Source organism: Peribacillus sp. RS7, assembly GCF_041956845.1.
In the GTDB taxonomy this organism is placed as follows: Bacteria; Bacillota; Bacilli; order Bacillales; family DSM-1321; genus Peribacillus.
Map to the genome: position 1 here is coordinate 5,463,338 of NZ_CP168135.1, position 22,607 is coordinate 5,485,944.

Here is a 22,607-nt window from a genome sequence, read left to right on the forward strand (position 1 = left end):
ATGTCAGTGTATTCAAAGCGGGGTTTCTAGTGGGTCTCTTTGCACTAGCTGACGCTATATCTAGGTAAACTTTCCCGTTATTGGTCTCGGGTATAAATCGCAAGAAGGCAGTAATTATTTGTACTTGGTGTTTTCGTTCTTGGTAACATTGCCTCCATATTTGCATCAAACTTTACCATGGCATTCCTTTCGCATCAGGGGCCGTTTACATCTTATTATTCTTAATGGGACAGTTCACTGGACCTATGGCTTTAATTGTTTTGGTTTGGGGAATATTATTTTCTATAGAAAATAATATTAGTCAATATTGGATTACGTCTGCAGCACCGGAAGCTCCTGAATTTGTACTGCTGTAGGTGGGTTATTTATATCAGGAATGGGCATCCAATTCGTCGTATTAGTGGGATTCTTATTCTTAATATTGAGTTTGGTAAAAATAACTTCCTAGGTAAGAAATTAACCATCCTACAATAAACAAACCGGAGAGAGATAAATATATCCCTCTCCGGTTTGTTTTTATTAACATTCCTTGTTAAACTATTGCCGCCCCTTTATTCCGTAAGTAAGCTGCCACAGCAACAGCAAGCTACTTTTAGTTTATTATCTATCTCCAAGTAACTCGTTAACACAGTACTTCAACGTTAAATCCTCCAGGCGCTTCTACGTAGAATGTATACCTGTGTAAGTGTTGTGGAGGTTTTACTTTGAATCCATCATCTTTCAATCGTTGATTGATACTGTTAACTTGTTCTTCATTTTCTTGTATGAATCCAACATGAAAAGTCTTGGGGTATTGTACATTGCTTCCTTTCATTAGAGTCAATATGGAACCATCATCATCTTTCATTGCGGCGAACCCATCTCCTCGACTTCCTTCACATGTCAATCCAAAATATGTTTCTAAAAACTCACATGAAGCTGTAACATCATTAACAGTTAAATTCAAATGATTGATTTTCATTCTTTCACCCCTTCCTTTTTAGGTATTCTTTAATTGTATTACATTTATTTTTTATCTTGACTCTCTCGTTAAGATAGTTAATTTTTCACATGCCATCCTGCCCTTAGCATGATAAGAAAAAGCGATCCTTCTCAAGAAGAATCGCACTCGTTAGTTCATAAGCAGGAGGTACAGCTCCTGACTTATTATCTTATCTGCTGGCGCTTTTTTAGAAGGTCGTCGAGGCGGGAAAATTGTGAAGCACATCCCTCGACTATCCCCATTTCCATTACTTGCTGAAGACCCTCGACTGAATTGAATCGAGAATGCATGATGAGCTTTGTCCTACCCTCGTGTTCAACAAACGTCATCGTTACCAGTGTTTCTGGCATACTTTCGGCTGCGTTGCCTTCTTCATCTGAAAACATATCCGTTAAGACAATCTTCTCCGGTACAATAATTTCTTGATAGACGGCTTTACCCCAAGATTCTTGGCCATAAAATTCACCTTGGTTTTCATCTGTGCACCGCATGCAATAATGCCAAACGCCGTCAGGCTTAAAATTAAACTCTCGATTTTCCGTTTGCCATCCCTTCGGTCCCCACCAGCTAGCCAACTGCTCAGGTTTTGAAAACGCGTTAAAAACAAGGTCCCGTGGCGCGACAAATATACGCTCCATGATGAGATCCCGACCCTCTACGTTGGTTGTGATGTTGTCAGTTATTTTGTTTTCAGACATGTTAATTCCTCCTTCCTATTTTTGAAATAAATCATTCCTTCTATTTCGTCACATTGTCAATCTTTTCCTTCCATTCAAGCAAATAATCATCCTAATGACAGGAACTACAAGATTAAAAAAAGGTCAACCAGTATAAATGAACTGCACCCCAATTGTTAGACACAACTAACAATTGGAGGTGCAGTTTTTTTATGGCGAGATTTTCTTCAGAAGAAAAAATACAGGCAGTAAGACAATATATAGATGGTAATGAGGGAGGACAAACCATTGCTAAATCTATTGGTGTTCATCCGAGTTTACTCCATCAGTGGATTAAACAATTTGAACTTTTTGGTGATGATGCTTTTGAAAAACGCTATACACCCTACCCTGCACAGTTTAAACTAGATGTACTCAATTATATGAACGAACAAGGGACGTCTATCAGGAAAACAGCAGCGATTTTTAATATTCCATCTTATGAAACGCTTCGAAAATGGAAAGTTGCTTATGAAACAGATGGATTTGATGCCCTACAATCAAAGAAAAAGGGGCGTCCATCCATGAAAAATAAAAATAATAAGACATCAAATTCTCAAGTACCCGATGAAGGATCAATAGAGGCTTTACAGGCGGAGAATGAACGTTTACGTATGGAGAATGCCTATTTAAAAAAGTTGAATGCCTTAGTTCAAAACAAGGAAAAATCACCAAACAAGACAAATCACAAGTAGTCTATGAATTAAGGAATGCATTCTCGGTGAAAGCACTTATACAGCTCGCTGACATTCCGCGTAGCACGTATTACTATTGGGTGAAAAACTTCGGTCGTCCTGATGCAGATGCAGAACTGAAAGTATTGATTAAATCTGTTTTCGATGAACATGAAGGTCGGTTTGGTTACCGGCGTATTCGTGATGAACTTAGAAATCGCGGACACAAAGTAAACCACAAAAAGGTGCAACGTATCATGAAAGAACTAGGGCTAAAATATCTTGTCCGTATGAAAAAATATCGCTCTTACAAAGGAACTGTGGGCAAGATTGCACTAAATATTTTAGATCGCAATTTCAAAGCTGAACAACCAAATGAGAAATGGGTTACGGATATTACAGAGTTTAAATTATTTGGAGAAAAGCTATATTTATCGCCGATATTGGACTTATTTAATGGAGAAATCATTACGTATACAATCGGTTCAAGACCAACCTACTCACTCATTTCAACGATGTTAGATCAAGCTTTTGAACGTTTAACAGACGACGATACTCTCCTTATTCATTCAGATCAAGGCTGGCATTATCAAATGAAACAATTCCGTGATGCCCTTAGGGAACGTGGCATTACGCAAAGTATGTCTCGCAAAGGGAATTGTTACGATAACGCTGTTATGGAAAATTTCTTTGGTATCATGAAATCGGAACTTCTTTATCTAAAAGAATTTGAAAGTGTGGAACACTTTAAACAAGAACTAGCAAAATATATAGAATACTATAATCACAAACGAATCAAGGCAAAATTAAAAGGCATGAGCCCGGTACAATACCGAACTCATGCCCAACAGGCTGCCTAACGATATAACCTGTCTAACTTTAGGGGGTCAGTTCAAAAACTGGCTGACCTTTTAATACGAACTTCAATATAGAACTCCATTACAATATTTTTTCATTTTCAAAGTTAGTGTTTGACTCTACTTTCTTAGCCAGTTTAAATTTATAGAATAAAATACAGGCTACCAAAAATCCTATTCCATAAAACAGTCCTACTCGTTGGGTAGGGTCAAAAGCAAGGAATACAAGAATCAGCAAGCAAAAGCCTAAACAAAACAATGGGACAAATGGATAAAAAGGTACTTTATATTGTAACTCTTCCGTTTTCCCTCCCGCTTTTATAAATTTCCTGCGAAACATATATTGCGATAAAGCAATTCCCATCCATGAAATTGTGACGGAAATACCTGCTATTGACATAAGTATCACGAACACAGTATCCGCAGCAATGAAGCTTGTCAATAATGATAGAAGAGAAAAGGATATGGTAAAAAGAAGGGCATTCAACGGCACTTTCCTATTTGACAAAATACCAAACAGCTTAGGTGCCATCCCATCATGGGCCATCGACCAAAGCAAGCGTGTAGATGCATAAAGACATGAATTCCCCACAGAAAGGATGGCTGTCAAAATTATGAAATTCATGATGCCTGCTGCATAAGGAACCCCCGCTATCTTCATTAAAGTTACAAAAGGACTTTCCAACAATCCTAATTCTGAAGAAGGGAATATGGCAGAAAGGATAATAATGGACGCAATGTAAAAAACAATGATTCTAAAAAGGACATTTCGTATGGCTTTTGGTATGTTCTCTTCAGGTTTTTCACTTTCCCCTGCTGCTATTCCTATCAGTTCTGAACCTTGATAAGAAAATATTACATTCATCATTGTCACAAAGATAATTGTAATGCCCCCTGCTGGAAAAAGACCGGAAGGAGCCAGGTTTTCAAAGAATGGGGTTGGACGATCAGATAAAGAGACAAAACCAAAGATGCCCGCGATTCCAATCAAGATAAATAAAATAACTGCAACGATTTTTATTCCGGCGAACCAATATTCCGCCTCTGCAAAACCTCTTGTCGTCAATGCATTCAAGGTAAATAAAAGCACTATGAACACTGCACACCAAATCCAGGTAGGAATATCGGGGAACCATTGTTTCATCAATATTCCTGCTGCTGTAAATTCAACTCCTGCAGTTGCGGCTGAACCGACGAAATACATCCATCCGAGCGAAAAACCAGCCGAAGGCCCAATATATTCAGCAGCATATTTTTGGAAAGAACCTGTAACCGGCATATGAACGGCTAGCTCACCCAGACAAACCATTACCATATACAAAATAAGACCACCGGCTAAATATCCCAACAGGGCGCCTCCTGCCCCTGCTTGGTTAATTGTATAGCCTGCATTTAAAAAAAGGCCTGTACCAATAACGCCGCCAAGCGAAAGCATAAATAAATGACGTCTTTTCATTGAGCGTTGCAGTTGATCATTATTCTCCAGTCCATCCCCCATATAATCACGTCCTTATCTTATCTATTAACCTATTTCTTCTCCCAAACTATCTTAGAATCTCAAAGAGAGACAACTAAGGCCGCCATCTTGTTTTTGAAATTCAGACATTTCCACTTCAATCACCGTGTATCCTAAATCTTCTATTTTTTTCTTTGTTCCCTCAAATCCTTTCGGGACAATAACATGGTCGTTCATTCGGACGCAGTTACCCGAATATTCTTCTTCTTGTTTTACAGTTATTTGATTAAAGCTTGAAAAAACCTCGTGATTGATGAATTCTCCGGCCACTAATAAATTATTGTCCCCCAGGTAATTGACACCCGTTTTTAAATGAAAGAATTTCTTAAGGGGAATGATGGTCGTATCATAACCATACTTACCCATGATATCCTTGAACTGCAGAGCTCCTGCTTCATTAGTTCTCGATGAAAGGCCAACATAGAAGTGATCTTCAACCTGCATTACATCTCCGCCATCTAACATGCCTGGGGATTGAATATACTCGATTGTGTCATAAAATCCCTTTAAAACTTCTTTCATTTCAATAACCTCACCATTTCGGCTTTCTGCACCAGGATTCGTTACAAGGGCACATTTTGGCGTCAACACGGCGGTATCTTCTACAAACGTAGAATCAGGGTATGTTTCATCAGAATCCAGAACGGTCACTTTCACACCGCAGCGTTTTAATGCTTCTACATAAGCCTCGTGTTGTACAAGCGCTTTTTCATAATCCGGGTTTCCTAAATCCGATGTTGTTAATCCATTTACAAAACTTTTTCCAATCTTTCGTACAATCGCATGTTTAAACATATATATTCCTCCTAAATAGGTAGCTTATCTTCTTAAGATTTGGGAGGTTAATAAACCTCCCGTACTTTAAATGTAATTTGACTTTTATCCCTTTTCTTTAGCAATCGCTTAACTATTCCAAAGCAGATACTAAACTCTTCCTTCAATCATTTTATTGACTGCATAATTTATCCGCTATCCCTACAAAATATCGCACTCCATATCCTAAAGCTTTCTCATCGATTTTAAATTTAGGATGGTGCAAAGGATAAGCTTTTCCAAACTCATTATTATGGACGCCTATGAACTGCATGGAAGAGGGAACGATTTCGGAAAAAGCTGAAAAATCTTCGGTCCCGAACATTGGATCATCAACATGGATGATATGATTTTCTTCAAAAATCCCTTCCATGACCGTTCTCGAAATATCAACGGCAGCTTTATCATTCACTACGGCTGGATATCCTAAATACCAAGTAATTTCACATTTTGCCCCATGCGCTTCTGAAATCCCCTTAACGATTTGCTCTAGATGCTCCCTTGCTTTCACTCGGCTATCAGAGTCCAATGAACGAATGGTACCGCCGATTTTTGCATATTCAGGTATGACATTGAGCGCACTTCCGGAATGGAACTGAGTGACTGAAATGACAGGTGTCCTTAGAGCTGAAATTTTTCTGGAAACGATATGTTGAATATTCGTCGTAATTTCGGCACCAATGATTAACGGGTCCACCGTTAATTCCGGTGTCGACGCATGTCCGCCCTGACCAATTATTTTAAGTTCAAAATCATCAGCTGCTGCACAGAATACCCCTTCCCTTAAACATATCGTTCCAGTGTTTTCATAAGGAGTAACATGCAATGCAAATGCATAATCTACTCCTTCCATGACCCCTTTTTTCACCAATTCCTGAGCTCCCCCTGGCAGAACCTCCTCAGCGTGTTGGAAAATAAACCTGATTTCTCCATTAATCGCTTCTTTTTTCCCAGAGAGGACTTTAGCAGCACCTAATAACATTGCAGCATGTGCATCATGTCCGCATGCATGCATAACCCCAGGATTTTTTGATTTATATTCAACTTCTGCTTCCTCTTCTATCGGGAGTGCATCAATATCTGCACGAAAAGTGATGGTATTAGATTTTAGTGCAGATTTTTTAGCACCTTTGAGAACCGCCAATACGCTCGTTTCGGTAGGTCTCGTCACCTCTAGTCCTGTAAAGGTTTTTAATTTCCTGTAGATGAATTCAGAAGTCTGGTGCTCCTGATATGAGAGCTCCGGATTTTCGTGAAAATGACGTCTCCATGAATTCACTTCATCCACAACTGTCTCCTGTATTGTCTTCATCATGAATGCCTCCTTGATCATTTAGTTAGAATATTCAGACTTTTCAAATCTTTAAAAAGGGCCATACTGTATGCTTTGAGCAATGATCAAAAAGATAATCGCTACCGCAACCTGAATCAAAAGAAATGGAAACACCCATTTTACCCATTTCGTAAATGATATGCCTGCCACTGCCAGTCCAGCCAACAGCACTCCAGAAGTCGGAAATATCATATTCGAGATCCCATCCCCTAATTGGAAAGCTAGGACTGCCGTTTGTCTTGTCACACCCATTAAATCCGCTAATGGAGCCATAATCGGCATCGTCAATGCCGCTTGTCCACTTCCAGATGGAACAATGAAGTTAAGAAATAATTGGACAATGAACATTCCGATTGCATTTATGGCGGGAGGAAGCTGCTCAACCAATCCTGCAGCATAATATAAAATAGTATCCAGCAATCCGCCACTTGTAATGATGACCAAGATTGTCTGCGCAATTCCAATTATCAATGCGCCAGAAACCATATCGCCTGCTCCTGAAATAAAACCATTGGCCATCTTGGATGGGGTCAGGCCTCCAATCATGCCCATGATGATCCCGCTTAATAAAAACAAGCCTCCAATTTCACTTATATACCATCCTAATTTAATGACTCCATAGACTAATAGGATGAAATTCACCAATAAAATAATTAAAGCAGCGCTATGTCTCTTACTCATCTTAAAGTTTTTATCAAGATGTGCATGATCTTCACGCCTGAATTTCCCATACTCCCCCAGTTCGGGGTTTCTTTTCACCTTCATTGCATGGAAATAGATGTACAATACTGTAATTACATAAAACACTGCAAGAAGAGCGATGCGCAATCCCATTCCCGAATACATGGGCAGTTCTGCAATGCTTTGGGCAACCCCTACATTAAAAGGATTTGTAATCCCCGAAATGAATCCAGTCGCCAATGTACCAAGGATAACGATCGCAAAACCTGTAAGTGCATCAAAACCTAATGCAATCGTCATCGGAACAATGATTGCGATATAGACTAACGCATCTTCAGCAGAGCCGATCAGTGTCCCTAATGATGCGAAGATTAATACCATCAACGGAATAAGCAATTTCTCTTTTGTTCCGAATCGGACAGCCACAAATTTAATGAATGAATCAAGGGCTCCTGTTGCCTGCATGATTCCGAGAGCACCGCCAAACAAAAAGACGAACAAGATTATTGACGCCCCTTCAATCATCCCCGCATGAATGCTGCTGAACATTTCCAATAACCCTACTGGTGTTGATTCGACAAATTCAAAAGAAGTGGGATCGACTACACTTCGGCCATCTTTTTCGATTCTTTCATATTGGCCTGCAGGTAGGATATGGGTCAATACTGTCACTATTACAATTACGATAAACATCAATACAAAAGGATTTATCCCTTTTTCCGGTAACTCCGTTAGCTGGTTAAGTGGCTTATTTTTCTGATTAAGCGGCTCGGAAGTGATTTGACCATTAGGCAGGTCATTCATATAAATACCCCCAGTTAAAGTTTTATACTTTTAATCCAGTTTTCCAGTCGAAGGGATAGGATCCCTCCATCACTTCTCAACCAAGCACTTAAACATACTCTTTATTAACTTCTCCAGCATAACGGGCGTATGGACGAAGGCACTATCAATGTGAAGGCGCTCAGTACGCTGGTGTGCATCCTTGCCGAACGGACCCACATTGAGCACGGGTGCCTGAAGTCTTTGCATATCAGCAAAAGGAATGCTGTAAGTATCGCCCCAGACTGGCGTATTCTTTTCAAAAGCCGTCCAGCCATCAGACCCCTCACGATAATGAACATAGCTTAAATCGCAAATACCATTGAAATAATGAATTTGGCTGACTTCTTCATCAAGGAAGCTGGCAGTTTCCTTGATTAAATTCACAGAATTTACGATAAGCGGATCATCTGACGTATTGACGGCTGGATAATATGGCGGTGCAAACAGCAATACAATGGCGGGTGCAAGCTCCTGACATTGTATCATCAGTTTTTCAGCGATTCGCAGTGACTTTTCCCGCTCATCCAAATCCATGTTCCCTTTTACTTCACTCTTGATTCGTTCAACAAAATTACCTCCAAATTTCCCCTCGGCATAAGAAAGTAACATTTCGTAGCGCAATACTTTTACTTCTCCTACACCTTCAATTTGTTCACGCTGGCAAAGAGCTTTATATGATTCATTGCAATTCATCGCTGCTTCCTTTGCAACCTGCTCGAATAAATCCATAATTTCTGCAGCGCTTCTTTTCATGATGAAAACATTATAAAGCGCGGCTGCAAGATAAGGTGTCTGTGTTGAATATTGCAGTTTCAAATCTTTTTGCTGAAGCGATACGGGTAAAGGTGTTTCCTCGCCCAGATCACTTTCCTGAAAAAGAGTGTTCCACTCCATGAGCTGCGTAAGAAACGAGGCTATATAGTTGGCAGTTATCCCCTTTAATGGTTCACCCACGTGAGTTTCCTTCCCATAAAAAAGAGCAGCTGGCATGATTTTTCCCAACGTTCCAGAATAAATATAATGACTTTCATCGCCCGGTTTCTGTGAAAAGGATGGTTCACTATTTAAAAACATTTTATAGGAAATGTCATATTTATCACGTAAGGTCACAAGTTCTTTAACTGCAGCCCTCATTCCCGCAGAATTCACTTCCTCATCAGGAACCGTTAACAGCAGGAGATTGATTGGCCATTGTTCAATGCTTGCCTTTTCGATGATAGCCATGTGAAGGGCAAGCCCCATTTTCATATCCATCGTTCCCCTGCCAAACAAGTACTTTCCCGATTCAAGATCAATGCGCGCTTCTTCCGGGAGATCATCTTTCCGATCATGAAGTTTTTTCGTGAGCTCCTCTGGTTGAAAAGCGAGAGACTCAAGATCACCGTATTCTTCGGTATGAACTGTATCAAAATGGCTAATTAATACAACTGTCTCCTTTGCTTCAGGATGTTTATAAAAGGCATTGACAAAATTTCTCCCTAAATCAGCTTCGTGAAGCGATAAGTACGCCGGATTCCTTTTATAATAATCAAGCTCTCTTAATTTCTCTTGTAACTTATAAGGAAACGTGCTTTCCCCCATTGTAAGTGTACGGCTTTCCCAGCTAACAAGTTCACATAACAAAGCACGAAGCGTTTCCGGAGTACCCCATAGTAATTGACTCATTGAAATCCCCTTTCCGATTTTCATCTAATATTAGAGTAATAGTGGGAAGAAACACTTTTATCGAAATTCTCCGAAGTTTAAAACCGCAGTGACAAACAGCTCAATCCACCATCCTGCTTTTGAAACTCCGACATGTCCAGCTCAATCGTTTTAAAACCAACTTCATTCAATCGACGGGTCGTCTCTTCATATCCCTTCGGAATAATCACATAGTCATTTACGAGGATGCAGTTTGCTGAATATTCGTCTTCTGCTGAAACCGTGATTTTCTTGTATTGGGCAAAATTTGGATGGTCGAGGAATTCACCTGCTGCAACAATCAAGTCATTTCCTAGGTAGGCTATTCCTGTTTTCAGATGGAAGAACTCTTTTAATGGAACAATCGTCCCTTTATACCCTTCTGATTTCAAAATTTCCTTTAACTGGCGTGCACCTTCCTCGTTTGTACGATTCGAAATACCGATAAAAAATTGATCATCGACTTGAAGGACATCTCCCCCATCTAATGTGCCTGGAGCGTTTATATAGTGAAAATTAGCATAAAAATCCTTCAGAACCGACTCGATTTCTTTTATTTCACTGTTTCTGGAAACATCTCCTGGATTAGTAATGACTGCAAATTCCTGAGTCAGAACGGCGGTATCTTCAACGAATGTTGAATCTGGAAACTCCTCGCTTGCCGGCAAGTGTGTGACTGACACCCCACATTTTTTCAAAGCTTCCACGTAAGAAGCATGCTGTTGCAATACTTTTTCATAATTTGGCGTGCCAAGGTCGGATGTTGTTAATCCATTTACATAGCTTTTTCCTGGTGTTTTTACAATTACATGTTTATACAAAATTAAATCCCCCATCATTTATATTGTACGCACCACAGGGCAAGTTAAACAGGTTGGACCGCCAGTGCCTTTGTAACTGATTTCAGTTCCTTTGTATTCATAAACTGTTGCCCCTGCATCAAGAAGTTTTCGCTTTGTGTAAGCGTTACCAGAAGACATTACGCAAACCCGAGGAGCAATGGCGAGCACATTGCAGCCTAAGTTCAAGTACTCATCATCCGGCACTTCGATAAGATGAATGCCCCGTTCAATAAGTAATTTTCTGAAAAAGACTGGCATTAGGCGAGAATGAACTACCGCTAAATCATGGTCGACCATACTGATGAAAGACATAAGATGGAGACACTCTGCCTCACCTTGATCATGCGGAAGCTGAACTACGATGAATTCATCCACTAGATGAGCGGTCATTTCTTTTAATTGCCGAATGGCTTCAGCGTTTGTACGATAACCATGTCCGACAACAAGGGTCTTATCATCAAGCCAAACGATATCACCGCCATCCGCGACCGCATCACCCGTTAAATACCCAATGATCGGGATGTTTTTTTCCTTACAAAAATCCTTGTATACATTAGCCTCAGGCTGCCTTAATTCTTTCCCGGACTTTAAAATAATGGCTCCTTCGCTTGTGAATTTTACCGGGTCATGCGCATATAAGGAGTCAATCCCTACTACCGAAGATGCTGGCAAATAATCGATGTTTGGAACATATTTCTCCAAAATGGAAATAAAGTCACCATACTCTTTTAGGGCTTCTTTGAAATCTGGCTCTGACGCAAAGTTAAAGTTCCGCCATGCTTGGCTTAAATGCTCTTGACTGATAAAAGCATCGCTCGGATGTTTTACAATGACACGTTCCAATGGTTTGTACATAGACGAACAATATGTCACTGGCTCTCCCTCCTTTTTCCGCATAACGGAAAACACTTCCGTTAATAGGAATTTTTCTTTAATTATAAAATTATTTTTGCTATAATGTCAATATGTTTTAAATATTCAAATAAATCCTCATGCTATTCAACTTGTGATGAAAGATAGGTGGTTTGTTTATGCAATCTATTGACCGTGCCATGAACGTCATAAAGGTGCTAGTTTCCAATTCATCGGAAAACTGGCTGTCGATTACGGAACTTTCTCAAGAATGTGATCTTCCTGTCAGTTCCATGCATCGTTTGTTAAAAGCAATGTCCAAGCATGGATTAATTCAACAGGACGGACAATCTAAACAATATGGTTTAGGGAATATTTGGCTCGAATATGGTTTGCGTATGTATGACAAAATGGATTACATCAGTCAAATTAGGCCTGAACTGGAAAGGCTGATGAACAAAGTGGAGGAAAGCGTCTATCTTAGCCAGCCAATAGGTATGGAGTCACTCGTTATTGAACGAATCGACAGTGAAAAAAGCCAAATCCGGGTTTATGACCAGCTTGGTTCACGCGTCCCTATGCATATTGGAGCTGCCAATAAAGTGATGCTCGCCTATATGCCATATAATCAAGCGAAAAAAATCGTAGATGTTCTTTTGCCAATTAAAGAAAGAGAAGCATTTTGGGATATATTGCAAGAGACAAAAATGAAGGGACATGGAATCAGTCACAGCGAAAGGACAGAAGGAACATGTTCTGTAGCCGTTCCGATACTTAACCATTTTGGGGAAGTGCACGGGGCAGTGAGCATTGGTTTTGTCAGCTTTAACCTGACAGAAGAAAGACTTGATTTCCTCATTAAGAATGTGATGGAAACCGGCAATCGGGTTTCGTCAAAATTGGGGTATAGGGGTCAATGAATAAAGGAGCTGGGCGGATTAACGGATAAAATGAAAAGAAGATGAATCATTTCATCTTCTTTTCGTTTTATATTAATCGCTGCCTGTCACGAATAAATCTTCTTTAAAATAGGCGAGGACCTCGCCGGCCACCACTGGTTCCCCCTCCAATACCTCCAATGACTCTATCTCCCCGCTGACCCCAATATCAATGATTTCCACACGTCCATCTTCCTTCTTAATCTGAAATAACTGTTCCCATTCGTAAAATCTGGAATTTTTGGATATTGAAATTTTTTCAACCCTGCCATCACATGGACTAAGAATCACATCAACGTACATTTACATCATTCCTTCCTTCAGTATTCTTCAAAATGAAATGGTGATTGTAAGACTAAATCGAGAAAGTTTTGGAACTCAGGTATATCTTCTTGTTCAATGCCAAGGGTCGGAGCCCAGTATTGATCTAAATTAATATCATTGGCACACAGCAGAATCATTCTTCCGCTTTGAATGGAAGTCACCATTGCTTTACCGAAAAACTGGGCCGAATAAACAATGGTCACATCATATCTATAATCTTGTGACAATAAGCAATAATGATGAATAGCCTGGTTTTCTTTATTTTCCGAAAGAATATCAAAATTCAACGGATTGCCCCCTTTCTTGTAAGCACTAATTCGTTCAGAACCTGACCCAACCTCGAAGCCGGGATGCCTCTGCTATTTTGTGAATCCCTTCAATATAAGCAGCTACTTTCATGTTCACGGAATATTTTTGGGAAGTATGGTAGACATTCAAAAAGCTGGCTGTTATTTTTTCCTTCAATCGTTCATCCACAAGCTCTTCCGTCCAGTAATAACCTTGGTTATTCTGGCACCATTCAAAATACGAGACTATCACCCCTCCTGAATTCGCCAAAATATCCGGGACTACCACTATACCTTTTTCATCGAGAATCTTAATCGCTTCTTTTGTTGTCGGCCCATTTGCTGCTTCGATCAGGATTTCACATTTTAATCGTTTTGCATTATCTTTATTTACCACTCCGCTAATAGCTGCAGGAATCAGCACATCACACTCTTTTTCCAATAATTCTTGATTGGATAATGAATCTTTGTATAAATTCGATACGACACCAAAAGAGTCCCTGTTCTCCAAAAGGTAAGGAATGTCTAAGCCATTCGGATCGTATAATCCTCCAAGTTCATCCGCTATTCCGACTATCTTTGCCCCCATTTCATGTAAATACATCGCTAAATGACTGCCGACATTCCCGAATCCCTGGATGATTACCCGCATGCCTTCAATTGGAATCCCCTTTAAATCACTTATCATTTGAAGTGTATATAATACTCCCTTAGAAGTAGCCTTTTCCCGACCTTTCGATCCCCCTAATCTCAGTGGCTTTCCTGTAATAAAGCCGGGTGAGTCGAATTCCCTTATGTGATCGTATTCATCTAGCATCCAGGCCATGATTTGAGAATTCGTATACATATCTGGTGCCGGAATATCCTTTGTAGGTCCCACTATTTGGCTGACTGCCCTGACATACCCTCTGCTTAATCGTTCTAGCTCAGACGAACTCATCTGTCTTGGATCACATACAATGCCGCCCTTTGCCCCTCCATATGGAAGATCGGTTATTCCGCATTTCAAACTCATCCAACCCGCCAAAGCCTTAACTTCTTCAGGTGTGACATCCGGGTGAAAACGAATCCCCCCTTTCGTTGGACCGGCTGCATCATTATGTTGAGCCCGATACCCTTGAAACATCCTTGTCTCCCCATTATCCATTTGAATAGGAATACAGACTTCCAAAAAACGCATTGGCGTTTTTAAAAAGTCAAAAACCAGATCTGGATAGCCCAAAACATGAATGGCTTCTTTTAAGATATCCTGGAATTCTTGCAGCGGGTTATCCAATTGCCGTTTTTCAATTACCTTAATTTTCCCTGTCATTTTAGCACCTCTCTTTTATTCTTATAAAGTATTAAGCAACTTTCATGCCAGCTTTGAAAACATAGTGTCGATAGTCATATACCGCCATTTGCAATCATCATCGGCACCAGCAATCATCCAGACACATATGTATTAATTCATAGGCAATTCAGGTTTGCATACGTAAAAATGATGATTACATACAAAAAAAGAGCACCCGATAAATGTAAAAACATTCATTGAGTGCTCTTTTTTTGTTTATCCTGAAAAAGAAAGCGTTGATCTGTAGCAGATGCCAGATGATGGTACAAGTCTAATCAATGGCAGTCAGTCCAAGGAACCGACTGTTAAATTTAAAAGAAAAATACTCAAAATATATATTGAAACTTCTATTTTTCAGCCAACAGGTTTAACTCATCTACAAACCTTTTTGTGATAATTTCCGGGCGAGTAATGGCCGTTCCTACTACGACTGCAAAAGCGCCACTTTCAATAGCTTTTCTAGCATGATCTTTAGTATGAATATGCCCTTCAGCGATGATTGGGATTTTTAAGGCAGAAGAGAGTTTTCGAATAAGGTCATAATCAACTTCTTTTACGTATTTTGTTTCCTCTGTATACCCACACAATGTGGTTGATATTATATCAGCACCGAATTTTTCTGCGATTAGTCCCTCTTCAAAAGTCGCACAATCTGCCATCACTAAAATATTTGGATGCTCACTATGGATTTTTCCTATGATTCTTTCTACCGTTTCTCCATGAGGGCGCTTTCGTTGAGTCCCATCTAAAGCTACGATGGACGCTCCAGCCTCAATAATGCTTATTGCACTTTCATAGGTAGGAGTAATATATACTTCACATTCATCAATCCATTGCTTGTGAATACCTAATACAGGTAATTTTGTTACCTTTTTAATCGCTTTAATATTTTCAGGCCCGGTAGCCCTAATACCAACTGCGCCTCCTTTTTCTGCAGCCTTGCTTAATGCGCCCATGATATCCGCCCCATACATCGGCCATCCCCTTCTAGCCTGGCACGACACTATCAATCCATTCTTAATAGATTCCAATACGTTTTTTTTATCCATAATTACCACCTAAAGAACTCCTAAGAATTTACCAGCTAATCCTACAATAAAGCAAAGGAAGATTAACCAGTAGATAGCCTTTTGATATTTAAGTAATGCCCATAAGAAACCAAGTGTTAAGAGGAGGGGCAAAAGCCCAGGTAAAATTGAATCAAGAAGTTCTTGCAAATTTATTTCTTTTCCACCAAAGTTCCATTTAGCAGCCACGCCCACTTTAACAAAATTCACTACCATTGATCCTGTTACCATTAATCCTACAATGGTAGCTCCCTGAACAAACTTATTTAGTACATCAGAGTCTTTCATTTTAAGGATTAGGCTTATCCCAAACTGGTACCCATAGACAATACCGTAGTAACGAGAAAAAATATTGAGCAAGACGTTTGGTACAATAAATATAATGGGTCCAAGTGAATTTCCATCCAACGCCAAACCAGCGCCAATTGCTGCAAAAATGGTCATAAAAGTTGCTTTAAACACAGAATCACCAATTCCAGAGAGTGGTCCCATCAATGCGGCTTTCGTAGAAGAAATTGTTTCAGAGGTGATGGGGTTTCCTTGCGCTCGTTGTTCTTCAAGTGCAAGAGTAACACCTATGATGGCATTGGAAGTATACGGATGGCAGTTAAAAAACTCATTATGACGAACAACAGATTCTTTTAAATCCTGATTATTTGGATAGAGTTTTTTGAGTGCCGGCAATATCGCATAACAGAACCCTAAACTGCCATAACGCTCATAATTTATAGACGTCATGCTGAAGAAAGAACGCAAGAAAGTTTTCATTAAATCTTTCCTTGTCAGAATCGTCGTTTTAGCTGCACTCTGTCGGGAGGAATCACGGGAAATTCCACTATCATTTCCTTTCGTTCCCACTGCTGAAATGCTGATCGCGATTCCAAGACCCAACAAGGCTATCGAAAGTACATTCAGTTCCAAGTAGACTGCCAGAACAAATCCAATTAGGAAAAATGACCAAAACTTCTTGAGGTTCATCATTTTCAGGAGCATGGCCATTCCTATTGCAGGTAGAATTCCTGCTGTAATCTTTAATCCTTCCATAAACCAAGAAGGCATAGAGTCTACCAGATTGTTTACAAATTCACTGCCAAAATAAACGGCTAAAAAAGTTGGAATGAACATAACTGTAAAAAAAACGATTATTCCAGAAAGGTGTAGCCGTTCTGCCCTTTTTAGATTAAGCTCTTGTAAAGCATTGTCTGCCCGATGCACTAGATAAATATTAAAGTTCCAAGCTAGCATGATTAAAAATTGTGCTAAAATACCGATTGGTAATGCCAGAGCAATTCCAACCTCAGGCTTACCCCCGGCACTTATCGCGAAAATGGTCCCTATTAGACCAGCAATTTGTGCATTAGGCGGAACGCTACCTCCAATCGGTAAGACCCCCATAAACATCAATTCCACACTGGCCCCTACAATCAATCCCGTTTGTAGGTCTCCCATTATTAGTCCTAATAATGGTCCAGCAAAAATGGGACGGCTAATCATCCAATATCCATACCCATAATTTTCGGTCATGAGAATTGCAACAAAACCACTTAACAAAATCGCTGATATTAACTCTATTTCCACTTTTCCTCCCCCTTTTTACACTGACTATCTTTTCGACCATTAAATCTTGCTAAATAAATCAATGGATTTATCATTAGGAGAGGTTCTGATTTCACAAGGGATTCCGTGATCTCTAATCTTGAGAAAAACAGATTTATCTTCTTCATCCAAATAGACTGTTTTACTTATTTCCTGTTTTCCTTCTTTATAGTACATGCCACCTACATTTATAGAAGGCAGAATGATACCTTTTTCAATGAGAGATAAAAGGACTCGAGGACTTTTTACTACGATAAACATTTTTTCCTGATCAGACCGCTCAACTAGATATTTCACTGCATCTTCGACAGAAAGGATAGCATGTCTTTTCCCCGAAGGTACTGCCAAGCTAAGTAACAAAAGTTGTGTAGGGTCGGTTGCAACGCCATCATCAATTACAATAAATTCTGTGACTTGATAAGCAACACTCCATGAATAAGCAACTTGCCCATGTATGAGCCGTTCATCGATACGGGTAACAACGATACTCATTACAATTCCTCCTTAATATTTATGGGGTTAACTGTAGAGTTTATATAGCTAATGCTCATAGAGGTATTAGCTATAAGCTCTTTGGGACTTACAGGTGAAAGGCAAGATTCAATAACTAAACCTAAATGGAAACCAGCGATTACTTGTACCCGGCTACCTTTTAACACTTGAAGTGTAGCTGCATTGCATGGGGTCCCCCCTTTAATATCTGCCAGAATGATTATTTCTTTGTACTGATCCAACAATTGATTGACTGCCGTTTCTAGTTCTCTTGAAAATGAATCTAACGTTACTTGGTCATCCATGCTCAATGCAAAGAGTTGCTTCTGTTTCCCTGCTATAAGCTCTACACAGTCTTTCATAGTCGAAGCTAAATTCCCATGACTTACAAGTAAAATGGCCCGATTCAAACTACCTCCTCCTTATAACAGAATTTTTTGAATATTTACATAAACTTATCTTATGGAAAAAGAATTAAAAAATCAAGGTTTTATTAATAAAACAAGAAATAAAATTTCATTTATGGCATTTTTTTTTGCATTATGTGCAAAATACATTTCATTTATGATATAAATGAAACAATAGGGAGTTTACATCATTTAATAAAATATTTAATGAAGGGGACATATTATGAGCTTAACTTTATTACAAAAAATAAAAGAAAAAGCCGATTCCTTGTCTCGTGCTGAACGGCAAGTAGCCAAATATATATTGGACCATGCAGATTTGGTGCAAACTTACACGATTTCTGAAATATCAATCAACGCAAATGTTTCCCAAGCTAGTGTTGTGCGTTTTTGTAAAAGAATGGGTATAGACAGCTTTAAAACCTTTCAACATACATTAGTAAAAGAAATGAGTTCAAATAATGCCAACATTAATGATCTTTCTTTACTACGTGAAAATGATACTCCCTATCAACTTTTCCAAAAAGTAACTATGAGCAATAAATTTGCTTTAGAATCTTTAGGACAAACTCTGAACAAAAAAGAGTTTGAAAAAGCAGTAGAATGCTTAAGCCAAGCAAAGAAAATTGCATTTTTTGGTGTCGGGGGCTCCTCTACTGCTGCATTGGATGCCAGTAATAAATTCGCTAAACTTGGCGTTACTACAGGAATGAACACTGACTTTCATACAGTGATTTCCTATATTTCCAATTTCACTTCAGAAGATGCATTAGTTCTTTTTTCCACATCTGGCAAAACAAAAGATGTATTGGAGATGGCTACATATGCAAAAAAGATAAACGTACCAGTATTGGCAATAACCGCTTATACAAAGTCTCCTTTATTGAAAATAGCAAGTATACAACTTTGTTTTCCTGACATCGAACATGATCACCGAATCGGTAGTATAGCATCTAGAATCATGCAACTTAACATGGTTGATGCTCTTTACTTAAGTGTTTTTCATCGAATTGATAAACAAACCATAGATAATTATCAAAAAGCACGTGAAGAAATTCTACGTCTAAGAAGATAGCCTGTTTAAGGATGTGTTTTACTACATTTCGTTAAGAGGCGTAAACCATCCTAAACAAACTCATCATACTTGCATGCTAATTTTATATAGTCATGTAATCAAAAATAATTAGTCATGCACATTATTCTTATCTATCACCCTATTAATATTGGTTTCAACTTTGAACACTTTTGCTATATCAGTTACACTCTTCCAGACATATATATTAATTCATAAGCATTTCAGGATTGCATATATAAAAAATGATAATAAAAAAACGCATTCTTTTTAGAATGCGTTTTTCCTTGCAAAGTCTTATAGCTGAATTTCTTCAACTTGATATTGGGGAGGAGCTTTTCGGAATGCCTTTGTGATATATAATAGATAACAAAACCCAATAATAAACCAGCCTGTTCCCATTATTAGTGAACTTGTCTCTAGATTGATCCAGAGAATGCCAATTGCTATAGCTCCGATTAAAGGCATAATTAAGTATTGGATACATCCCTTTATAGTTCGATGCTTCTTTTCACGAATGATAAAATGGCTGATCACTGACAGATTTACAAAGGTAAAGGCCATTAATGCACCAAAGTTGATCAGTGATGTGGCTGTCACTAAATCAAAGAATAAAGCGGACAATGAAATGACCCCAACTATGAGTACATTAATGGCTGGCGTTTTCCACTTAGGGTGAATGAATCCAAACCATTTTTCCGGAAACACTTTATCACGGCCCATAACATACAAAAGACGGGATACACTGGCATGCGATGCCAGTCCCGATGCTAGCGTATTGACGAGAGTCGTACACAGAAAAATGGATTGAAATAGCTTTCCGCCTACATATAGGGCGATTTCCGGTAACGCAGCATCCGGTTCCTTAAAACGGGATATATCCGGAAAAAAGAGCTGAATGAAGAAAGAAGAGGTAATGAAGATGATTCCACCCCAAAGTGCAGTTAAAAATATCGCTTTTGGAATCGTTTTTTTCGGATCTGGCGTTTCTTCGGATAGTGTCGTCACCGCATCAAAACCCAAAAAGGAAAAACAAAGAATCGTGGCTCCGGTTATTATTGCCGAATAGTCCATTCCCCCATTTACGAAAGGCTTTATTGTAAACACTTCACCCGTACCTTCCCCATTGTGCAAACCTTTGACAACAAGAATGATGAACACTGCCATGATGGCAATCTGAATTAAAACAAATAGCGCATTAAAGTTAGCAAGTACATTGACGCTCCGGAGATTGAGAATGGTGACGATTGCTACGAAAGATACTACCCATACCCATGTTGGGACTCCTGGAAATAATGCTGTGAGATAAATTTTGGTCAACAATGCATTTACCATAGGTAAAAATAGATAATCTAACAACGAAGACCATCCTACCAGGAATCCTAAATGCCGGTTAATGGCCTTTTGCGTATAAGTGTAGGCAGAACCTGCAGCAGGAAAAACCTTTACAAGTTTTCCATAGCTTGCGGCTGTAAAAAGCATCCCCACCAATGCCACGATATAAGCAGTCGGCACATGGCCGTCCGTAATCCCAGATACAATGCCAAATGTATCAAATACGACCATGGGTGTCATATAAGCTAACCCCATCATAACAATTTGCCATAATTTCAGCGTTCTTTTCAATGTAACCTCATTTTCCACCTATCATTCCTCCTTGCAACCGCTTTCAAATAGTAGGATCAATATTCTTAAATAGATAAATTTCAATACCTCCCTCTTAAAATAATTTCAACTGTATACCTTAATGCAAGTTTTGTGCCAAATGATAACGGTTTACTTCGATAAATGAAATATGCGGGAAATGCACTTAATTTCCCGTATTCTTGACTGCATTGGATTGATTCATAGGAATTAAGTTGTTCAGCATCTTTAAATTGGCGATTCATATTCCCATAAATTATTCGCCCTTGCATATTCCAAGCACATGATACCTGGTTAGAAACCGCAAGAAATCACTACCTGTGACTTGGCATGGTAATTGCATAAATACCTATAAGAGTTTAAAAACTATTAAAGTTATAAGAAAATGGAGGAATACAAAAATGAAATATCCTTTATCCCCTGATGTTAAACCAGAGTTCTGTACGACCGGATCATTTATGCGCTTACCTTCTTCAAGAGAAAATGCCAGATTGGCAGTGGTAGGTTTGCCTTTTGATACAGCTGCTTCCTTCAGGGTAGGAGCCCGGTTTGCACCACAGGCAGTCCGCCAGGCATCCATGACCTTGTTTCCTTATCATCCCATTCAAAAGGTGTTCCCTTTTGACGAATGTAATGCCATTGATATTGGGGATGTTTCAGTGATCCCCCATAATATACACCGAAGCTATGAGTTAATCGAAAAGGCTATGGCAGACTTAATGAAAAATGGGATCATACCAATAGGCATCGGAGGAGATCATTCAGTAACATTGGCTAATCTAAGAGCTGCCGCAAAAATACACGGGCCAGTTGCACTTCTCCATTTTGATTCACATACAGATACCTGGGATACTTATTATGATGAGAAATATTGGCATGGTTCCCCGTTTATCCGTGCATATGAGGAAGGTTTGCTCCAAACGGATAAAGTTTTCCAGATTGGGATCAGAGGTACGCTCAATCATCCAGGAGATATAGATTCCAGTACCGATCTAGGCTACAATGTGATAACTACGCCCCAGCTGAAGGAAAGAGGAATCGAAGATGTCGTGAAGGAAGTCAAGAAAACCATTGGGGATACACCATGTTTCTTGAGCTTTGATATTGATTTTGTTGATCCATCCTGTGCTCCTGGTACTGGCACTTTGGAGGTTGGCGGTCTAAATAGCTTTGAAACCCTACAGATGATACGTTCTCTGCAAGGATTCAATTTTATTGGATTCGACCTGGTGGAAGTCCTCCCACCATATGATCCAACACAAATCACATCACTGTTGGCAGCCACCATCATTCATGACTTTGCCAGTTTAGTAGCCTTACAATTAAAAGAAGAACAAAAAAAGGAGAATTTAACCCAAAATAGTTTATAGGATGAAAACTCCAACTTCTAAAGAATGGCCATCCAGGTCGAACTGTTATCGTTACACATTTACCGAGCTAAGTACAAAATAAAAAATTCCTAAAATTCAAAAAGCATCTGCTTGGGTGAAAGCGGATGCTTTTTTTCAATGTCATCTTTTTATATAATCCTGCTATATTCACTGTAAATAATGTCATATCAACTGATTAAAAAGTTAGGCTTCTAGAAAATCCAAGTTTACTTCAGGTCGGATAATGCGTATCTCATCCTGTTTCCGATTTCATAGGGTAAAGACCACAAAAAACATCCCATT

The 22,607-nt window shown here is 39.2% G+C and carries 22 protein-coding genes; 5 read left to right on the top strand and 17 right to left on the bottom strand.

Translation table 11 applies throughout. The features are described from left to right. Positions 1-224: 224 nt before the first annotated feature. Positions 225-356 carry a hypothetical protein gene (locus ACDZ29_RS26960; protein ID WP_375089342.1) on the top strand — a complete coding sequence of 44 codons (132 nt, stop codon included), beginning with the start codon at positions 225-227 and terminating at the stop codon, positions 354-356. A gap of 266 nt (positions 357-622) precedes the next feature. On the opposite strand, the gene ACDZ29_RS26965 is transcribed toward ACDZ29_RS26960, so the two are convergent. Further along, positions 623-961, bottom strand: coding sequence for a VOC family protein (locus ACDZ29_RS26965; protein ID WP_375089343.1), 339 nt, complete (start codon positions 959-961; stop codon positions 623-625). 185 nt (positions 962-1,146) lie between these two features. Then, positions 1,147-1,680: an SRPBCC domain-containing protein gene (locus ACDZ29_RS26970; protein ID WP_289325519.1), complete on the bottom strand. Its 534-nt coding sequence runs from the start codon at positions 1,678-1,680 to the stop codon at positions 1,147-1,149. A gap of 191 nt (positions 1,681-1,871) precedes the next feature. Here ACDZ29_RS26970 and ACDZ29_RS26975 point away from each other — a divergent pair. Further along, positions 1,872-3,232 (top strand): IS3 family transposase gene (locus ACDZ29_RS26975; protein WP_375091228.1). Its coding sequence is split into 2 segments (ribosomal slippage): positions 1,872-2,328 and positions 2,328-3,232, totalling 1,362 coding nucleotides; the frame shifts between segments, so codons are not numbered across the junction. A 79-nt stretch (positions 3,233-3,311) separates the two neighbouring features. Here the strand turns inward: ACDZ29_RS26975 and ACDZ29_RS26980 are convergent. The 7 genes from ACDZ29_RS26980 to ACDZ29_RS27010 form a co-directional block, all read right to left on the bottom strand. Further along, positions 3,312-4,727 carry an amino acid permease gene (locus ACDZ29_RS26980; RefSeq protein WP_375089345.1) on the bottom strand — a complete coding sequence of 472 codons (1,416 nt, stop codon included), beginning with the start codon at positions 4,725-4,727 and terminating at the stop codon, positions 3,312-3,314. A 51-nt stretch (positions 4,728-4,778) separates the two neighbouring features. Further along, positions 4,779-5,540 carry a dimethylarginine dimethylaminohydrolase family protein gene (locus ACDZ29_RS26985; protein WP_289315927.1) on the bottom strand — a complete coding sequence of 254 codons (762 nt, stop codon included), beginning with the start codon at positions 5,538-5,540 and terminating at the stop codon, positions 4,779-4,781. Positions 5,541-5,691: 151 nt separating this feature from the next. After that, positions 5,692-6,870: an amidohydrolase gene (locus tag ACDZ29_RS26990; protein WP_375089347.1), complete on the bottom strand. Its 1,179-nt coding sequence runs from the start codon at positions 6,868-6,870 to the stop codon at positions 5,692-5,694. 51 nt (positions 6,871-6,921) lie between these two features. Further along, positions 6,922-8,265 (bottom strand): YfcC family protein, encoded by a 1,344-nt coding sequence (locus ACDZ29_RS26995; protein WP_375091229.1) that lies wholly within the window; start codon positions 8,263-8,265, stop codon positions 6,922-6,924. 180 nt (positions 8,266-8,445) lie between these two features. Beyond that, positions 8,446-10,062: a M20/M25/M40 family metallo-hydrolase gene (locus ACDZ29_RS27000; RefSeq protein WP_375089349.1), complete on the bottom strand. Its 1,617-nt coding sequence runs from the start codon at positions 10,060-10,062 to the stop codon at positions 8,446-8,448. A 77-nt stretch (positions 10,063-10,139) separates the two neighbouring features. Further along, the gene (locus ACDZ29_RS27005) at positions 10,140-10,904 is read right to left on the bottom strand and encodes a dimethylarginine dimethylaminohydrolase family protein (RefSeq protein ID WP_375091230.1); all 765 of its coding nucleotides are present in this window, start codon (positions 10,902-10,904) and stop codon (positions 10,140-10,142) included. 15 nt (positions 10,905-10,919) lie between these two features. Further along, positions 10,920-11,777: a dimethylarginine dimethylaminohydrolase family protein gene (locus ACDZ29_RS27010; RefSeq protein WP_375091231.1), complete on the bottom strand. Its 858-nt coding sequence runs from the start codon at positions 11,775-11,777 to the stop codon at positions 10,920-10,922. 176 nt (positions 11,778-11,953) lie between these two features. Between ACDZ29_RS27010 and ACDZ29_RS27015 the strand changes: the two genes are divergently transcribed. Then, entirely contained in the window at positions 11,954-12,694 is a 741-nt protein-coding gene (locus ACDZ29_RS27015; RefSeq protein WP_375089350.1) for an IclR family transcriptional regulator, read from the top strand. A 72-nt stretch (positions 12,695-12,766) separates the two neighbouring features. On the opposite strand, the gene ACDZ29_RS27020 is transcribed toward ACDZ29_RS27015, so the two are convergent. From ACDZ29_RS27020 to ACDZ29_RS27050, 7 genes are all read right to left on the bottom strand, one after another. Next, positions 12,767-13,015, bottom strand: coding sequence for a hypothetical protein (locus ACDZ29_RS27020; RefSeq protein ID WP_289315922.1), 249 nt, complete (start codon positions 13,013-13,015; stop codon positions 12,767-12,769). 17 nt (positions 13,016-13,032) lie between these two features. Beyond that, entirely contained in the window at positions 13,033-13,323 is a 291-nt protein-coding gene (locus ACDZ29_RS27025) for an SAV0927 family protein (protein ID WP_289315921.1), read from the bottom strand. A gap of 34 nt (positions 13,324-13,357) precedes the next feature. Further along, entirely contained in the window at positions 13,358-14,635 is a 1,278-nt protein-coding gene (locus ACDZ29_RS27030) for a Glu/Leu/Phe/Val dehydrogenase (RefSeq protein WP_289315920.1), read from the bottom strand. Positions 14,636-15,003: 368 nt separating this feature from the next. Beyond that, complete coding sequence (locus ACDZ29_RS27035; protein WP_370015573.1) at positions 15,004-15,705, bottom strand: N-acetylmannosamine-6-phosphate 2-epimerase; 702 nt, start codon at positions 15,703-15,705, stop codon at positions 15,004-15,006. Between the two features lie 9 nt (positions 15,706-15,714). Then, positions 15,715-17,301, bottom strand: a complete 1,587-nt coding sequence (locus tag ACDZ29_RS27040; RefSeq protein WP_375089352.1) for a PTS system mannose/fructose/sorbose family transporter subunit IID — start codon at positions 17,299-17,301, stop codon at positions 15,715-15,717. A 39-nt stretch (positions 17,302-17,340) separates the two neighbouring features. Next, positions 17,341-17,811: a PTS system mannose/fructose/N-acetylgalactosamine-transporter subunit IIB gene (locus ACDZ29_RS27045; RefSeq protein WP_370015575.1), complete on the bottom strand. Its 471-nt coding sequence runs from the start codon at positions 17,809-17,811 to the stop codon at positions 17,341-17,343. Continuing rightward, on the bottom strand, positions 17,811-18,221 hold the full coding sequence (locus ACDZ29_RS27050) for a PTS sugar transporter subunit IIA (RefSeq protein WP_289325530.1): 411 nt from the start codon (positions 18,219-18,221) through the stop codon (positions 17,811-17,813). Before ACDZ29_RS27050 ends, ACDZ29_RS27045 begins: the two co-directional genes overlap by 1 nt. Positions 18,222-18,438: 217 nt before the next feature. Here ACDZ29_RS27050 and ACDZ29_RS27055 point away from each other — a divergent pair, with 217 nt between their 5' ends. Further along, on the top strand, positions 18,439-19,293 hold the full coding sequence (locus ACDZ29_RS27055; RefSeq protein WP_370017069.1) for a MurR/RpiR family transcriptional regulator: 855 nt from the start codon (positions 18,439-18,441) through the stop codon (positions 19,291-19,293). A gap of 294 nt (positions 19,294-19,587) precedes the next feature. On the opposite strand, the gene ACDZ29_RS27060 is transcribed toward ACDZ29_RS27055, so the two are convergent. Then, positions 19,588-20,934, bottom strand: coding sequence for an APC family permease (locus ACDZ29_RS27060; RefSeq protein WP_289325531.1), 1,347 nt, complete (start codon positions 20,932-20,934; stop codon positions 19,588-19,590). Positions 20,935-21,335: 401 nt separating this feature from the next. On the opposite strand from ACDZ29_RS27060, the gene speB reads away from it, so the two are divergent. Next, positions 21,336-22,304 carry an agmatinase gene (gene speB, locus ACDZ29_RS27065; RefSeq protein WP_289315917.1) on the top strand — a complete coding sequence of 323 codons (969 nt, stop codon included), beginning with the start codon at positions 21,336-21,338 and terminating at the stop codon, positions 22,302-22,304. Positions 22,305-22,607 lie beyond the last annotated feature (303 nt).

Bases quoted from the DNA above. Each gene is read 5' to 3' on its own strand.
- ACDZ29_RS26960 (WP_375089342.1), top strand. From the start codon at position 225: ATGGGACAGTTCACTGGACCTATGGCTTTAATTGTTTTGGTTTGGGGA.
- ACDZ29_RS26965 (WP_375089343.1), bottom strand. From the start codon at position 961: ATGAAAATCAATCATTTGAATTTAACTGTTAATGATGTTACAGCTTCA.
- ACDZ29_RS26970 (WP_289325519.1), bottom strand. From the start codon at position 1,680: ATGTCTGAAAACAAAATAACTGACAACATCACAACCAACGTAGAGGGT.
- ACDZ29_RS26980 (WP_375089345.1), bottom strand. From the start codon at position 4,727: ATGGGGGATGGACTGGAGAATAATGATCAACTGCAACGCTCAATGAAA.
- ACDZ29_RS26985 (WP_289315927.1), bottom strand. From the start codon at position 5,540: ATGTTTAAACATGCGATTGTACGAAAGATTGGAAAAAGTTTTGTAAAT.
- ACDZ29_RS26990 (WP_375089347.1), bottom strand. From the start codon at position 6,870: ATGAAGACAATACAGGAGACAGTTGTGGATGAAGTGAATTCATGGAGA.
- ACDZ29_RS26995 (WP_375091229.1), bottom strand. From the start codon at position 8,265: ATGTTTATCGTAATTGTAATAGTGACAGTATTGACCCATATCCTACCT.
- ACDZ29_RS27000 (WP_375089349.1), bottom strand. From the start codon at position 10,062: ATGAGTCAATTACTATGGGGTACTCCGGAAACGCTTCGTGCTTTGTTA.
- ACDZ29_RS27010 (WP_375091231.1), bottom strand. From the start codon at position 11,777: ATGTACAAACCATTGGAACGTGTCATTGTAAAACATCCGAGCGATGCT.
- ACDZ29_RS27015 (WP_375089350.1), top strand. From the start codon at position 11,954: ATGCAATCTATTGACCGTGCCATGAACGTCATAAAGGTGCTAGTTTCC.
- ACDZ29_RS27020 (WP_289315922.1), bottom strand. From the start codon at position 13,015: ATGTACGTTGATGTGATTCTTAGTCCATGTGATGGCAGGGTTGAAAAA.
- ACDZ29_RS27030 (WP_289315920.1), bottom strand. From the start codon at position 14,635: ATGACAGGGAAAATTAAGGTAATTGAAAAACGGCAATTGGATAACCCG.
- ACDZ29_RS27035 (WP_370015573.1), bottom strand. From the start codon at position 15,705: ATGGATAAAAAAAACGTATTGGAATCTATTAAGAATGGATTGATAGTG.
- ACDZ29_RS27045 (WP_370015575.1), bottom strand. From the start codon at position 17,811: ATGAGTATCGTTGTTACCCGTATCGATGAACGGCTCATACATGGGCAA.
- speB (WP_289315917.1), top strand. From the start codon at position 21,336: ATGAAATATCCTTTATCCCCTGATGTTAAACCAGAGTTCTGTACGACC.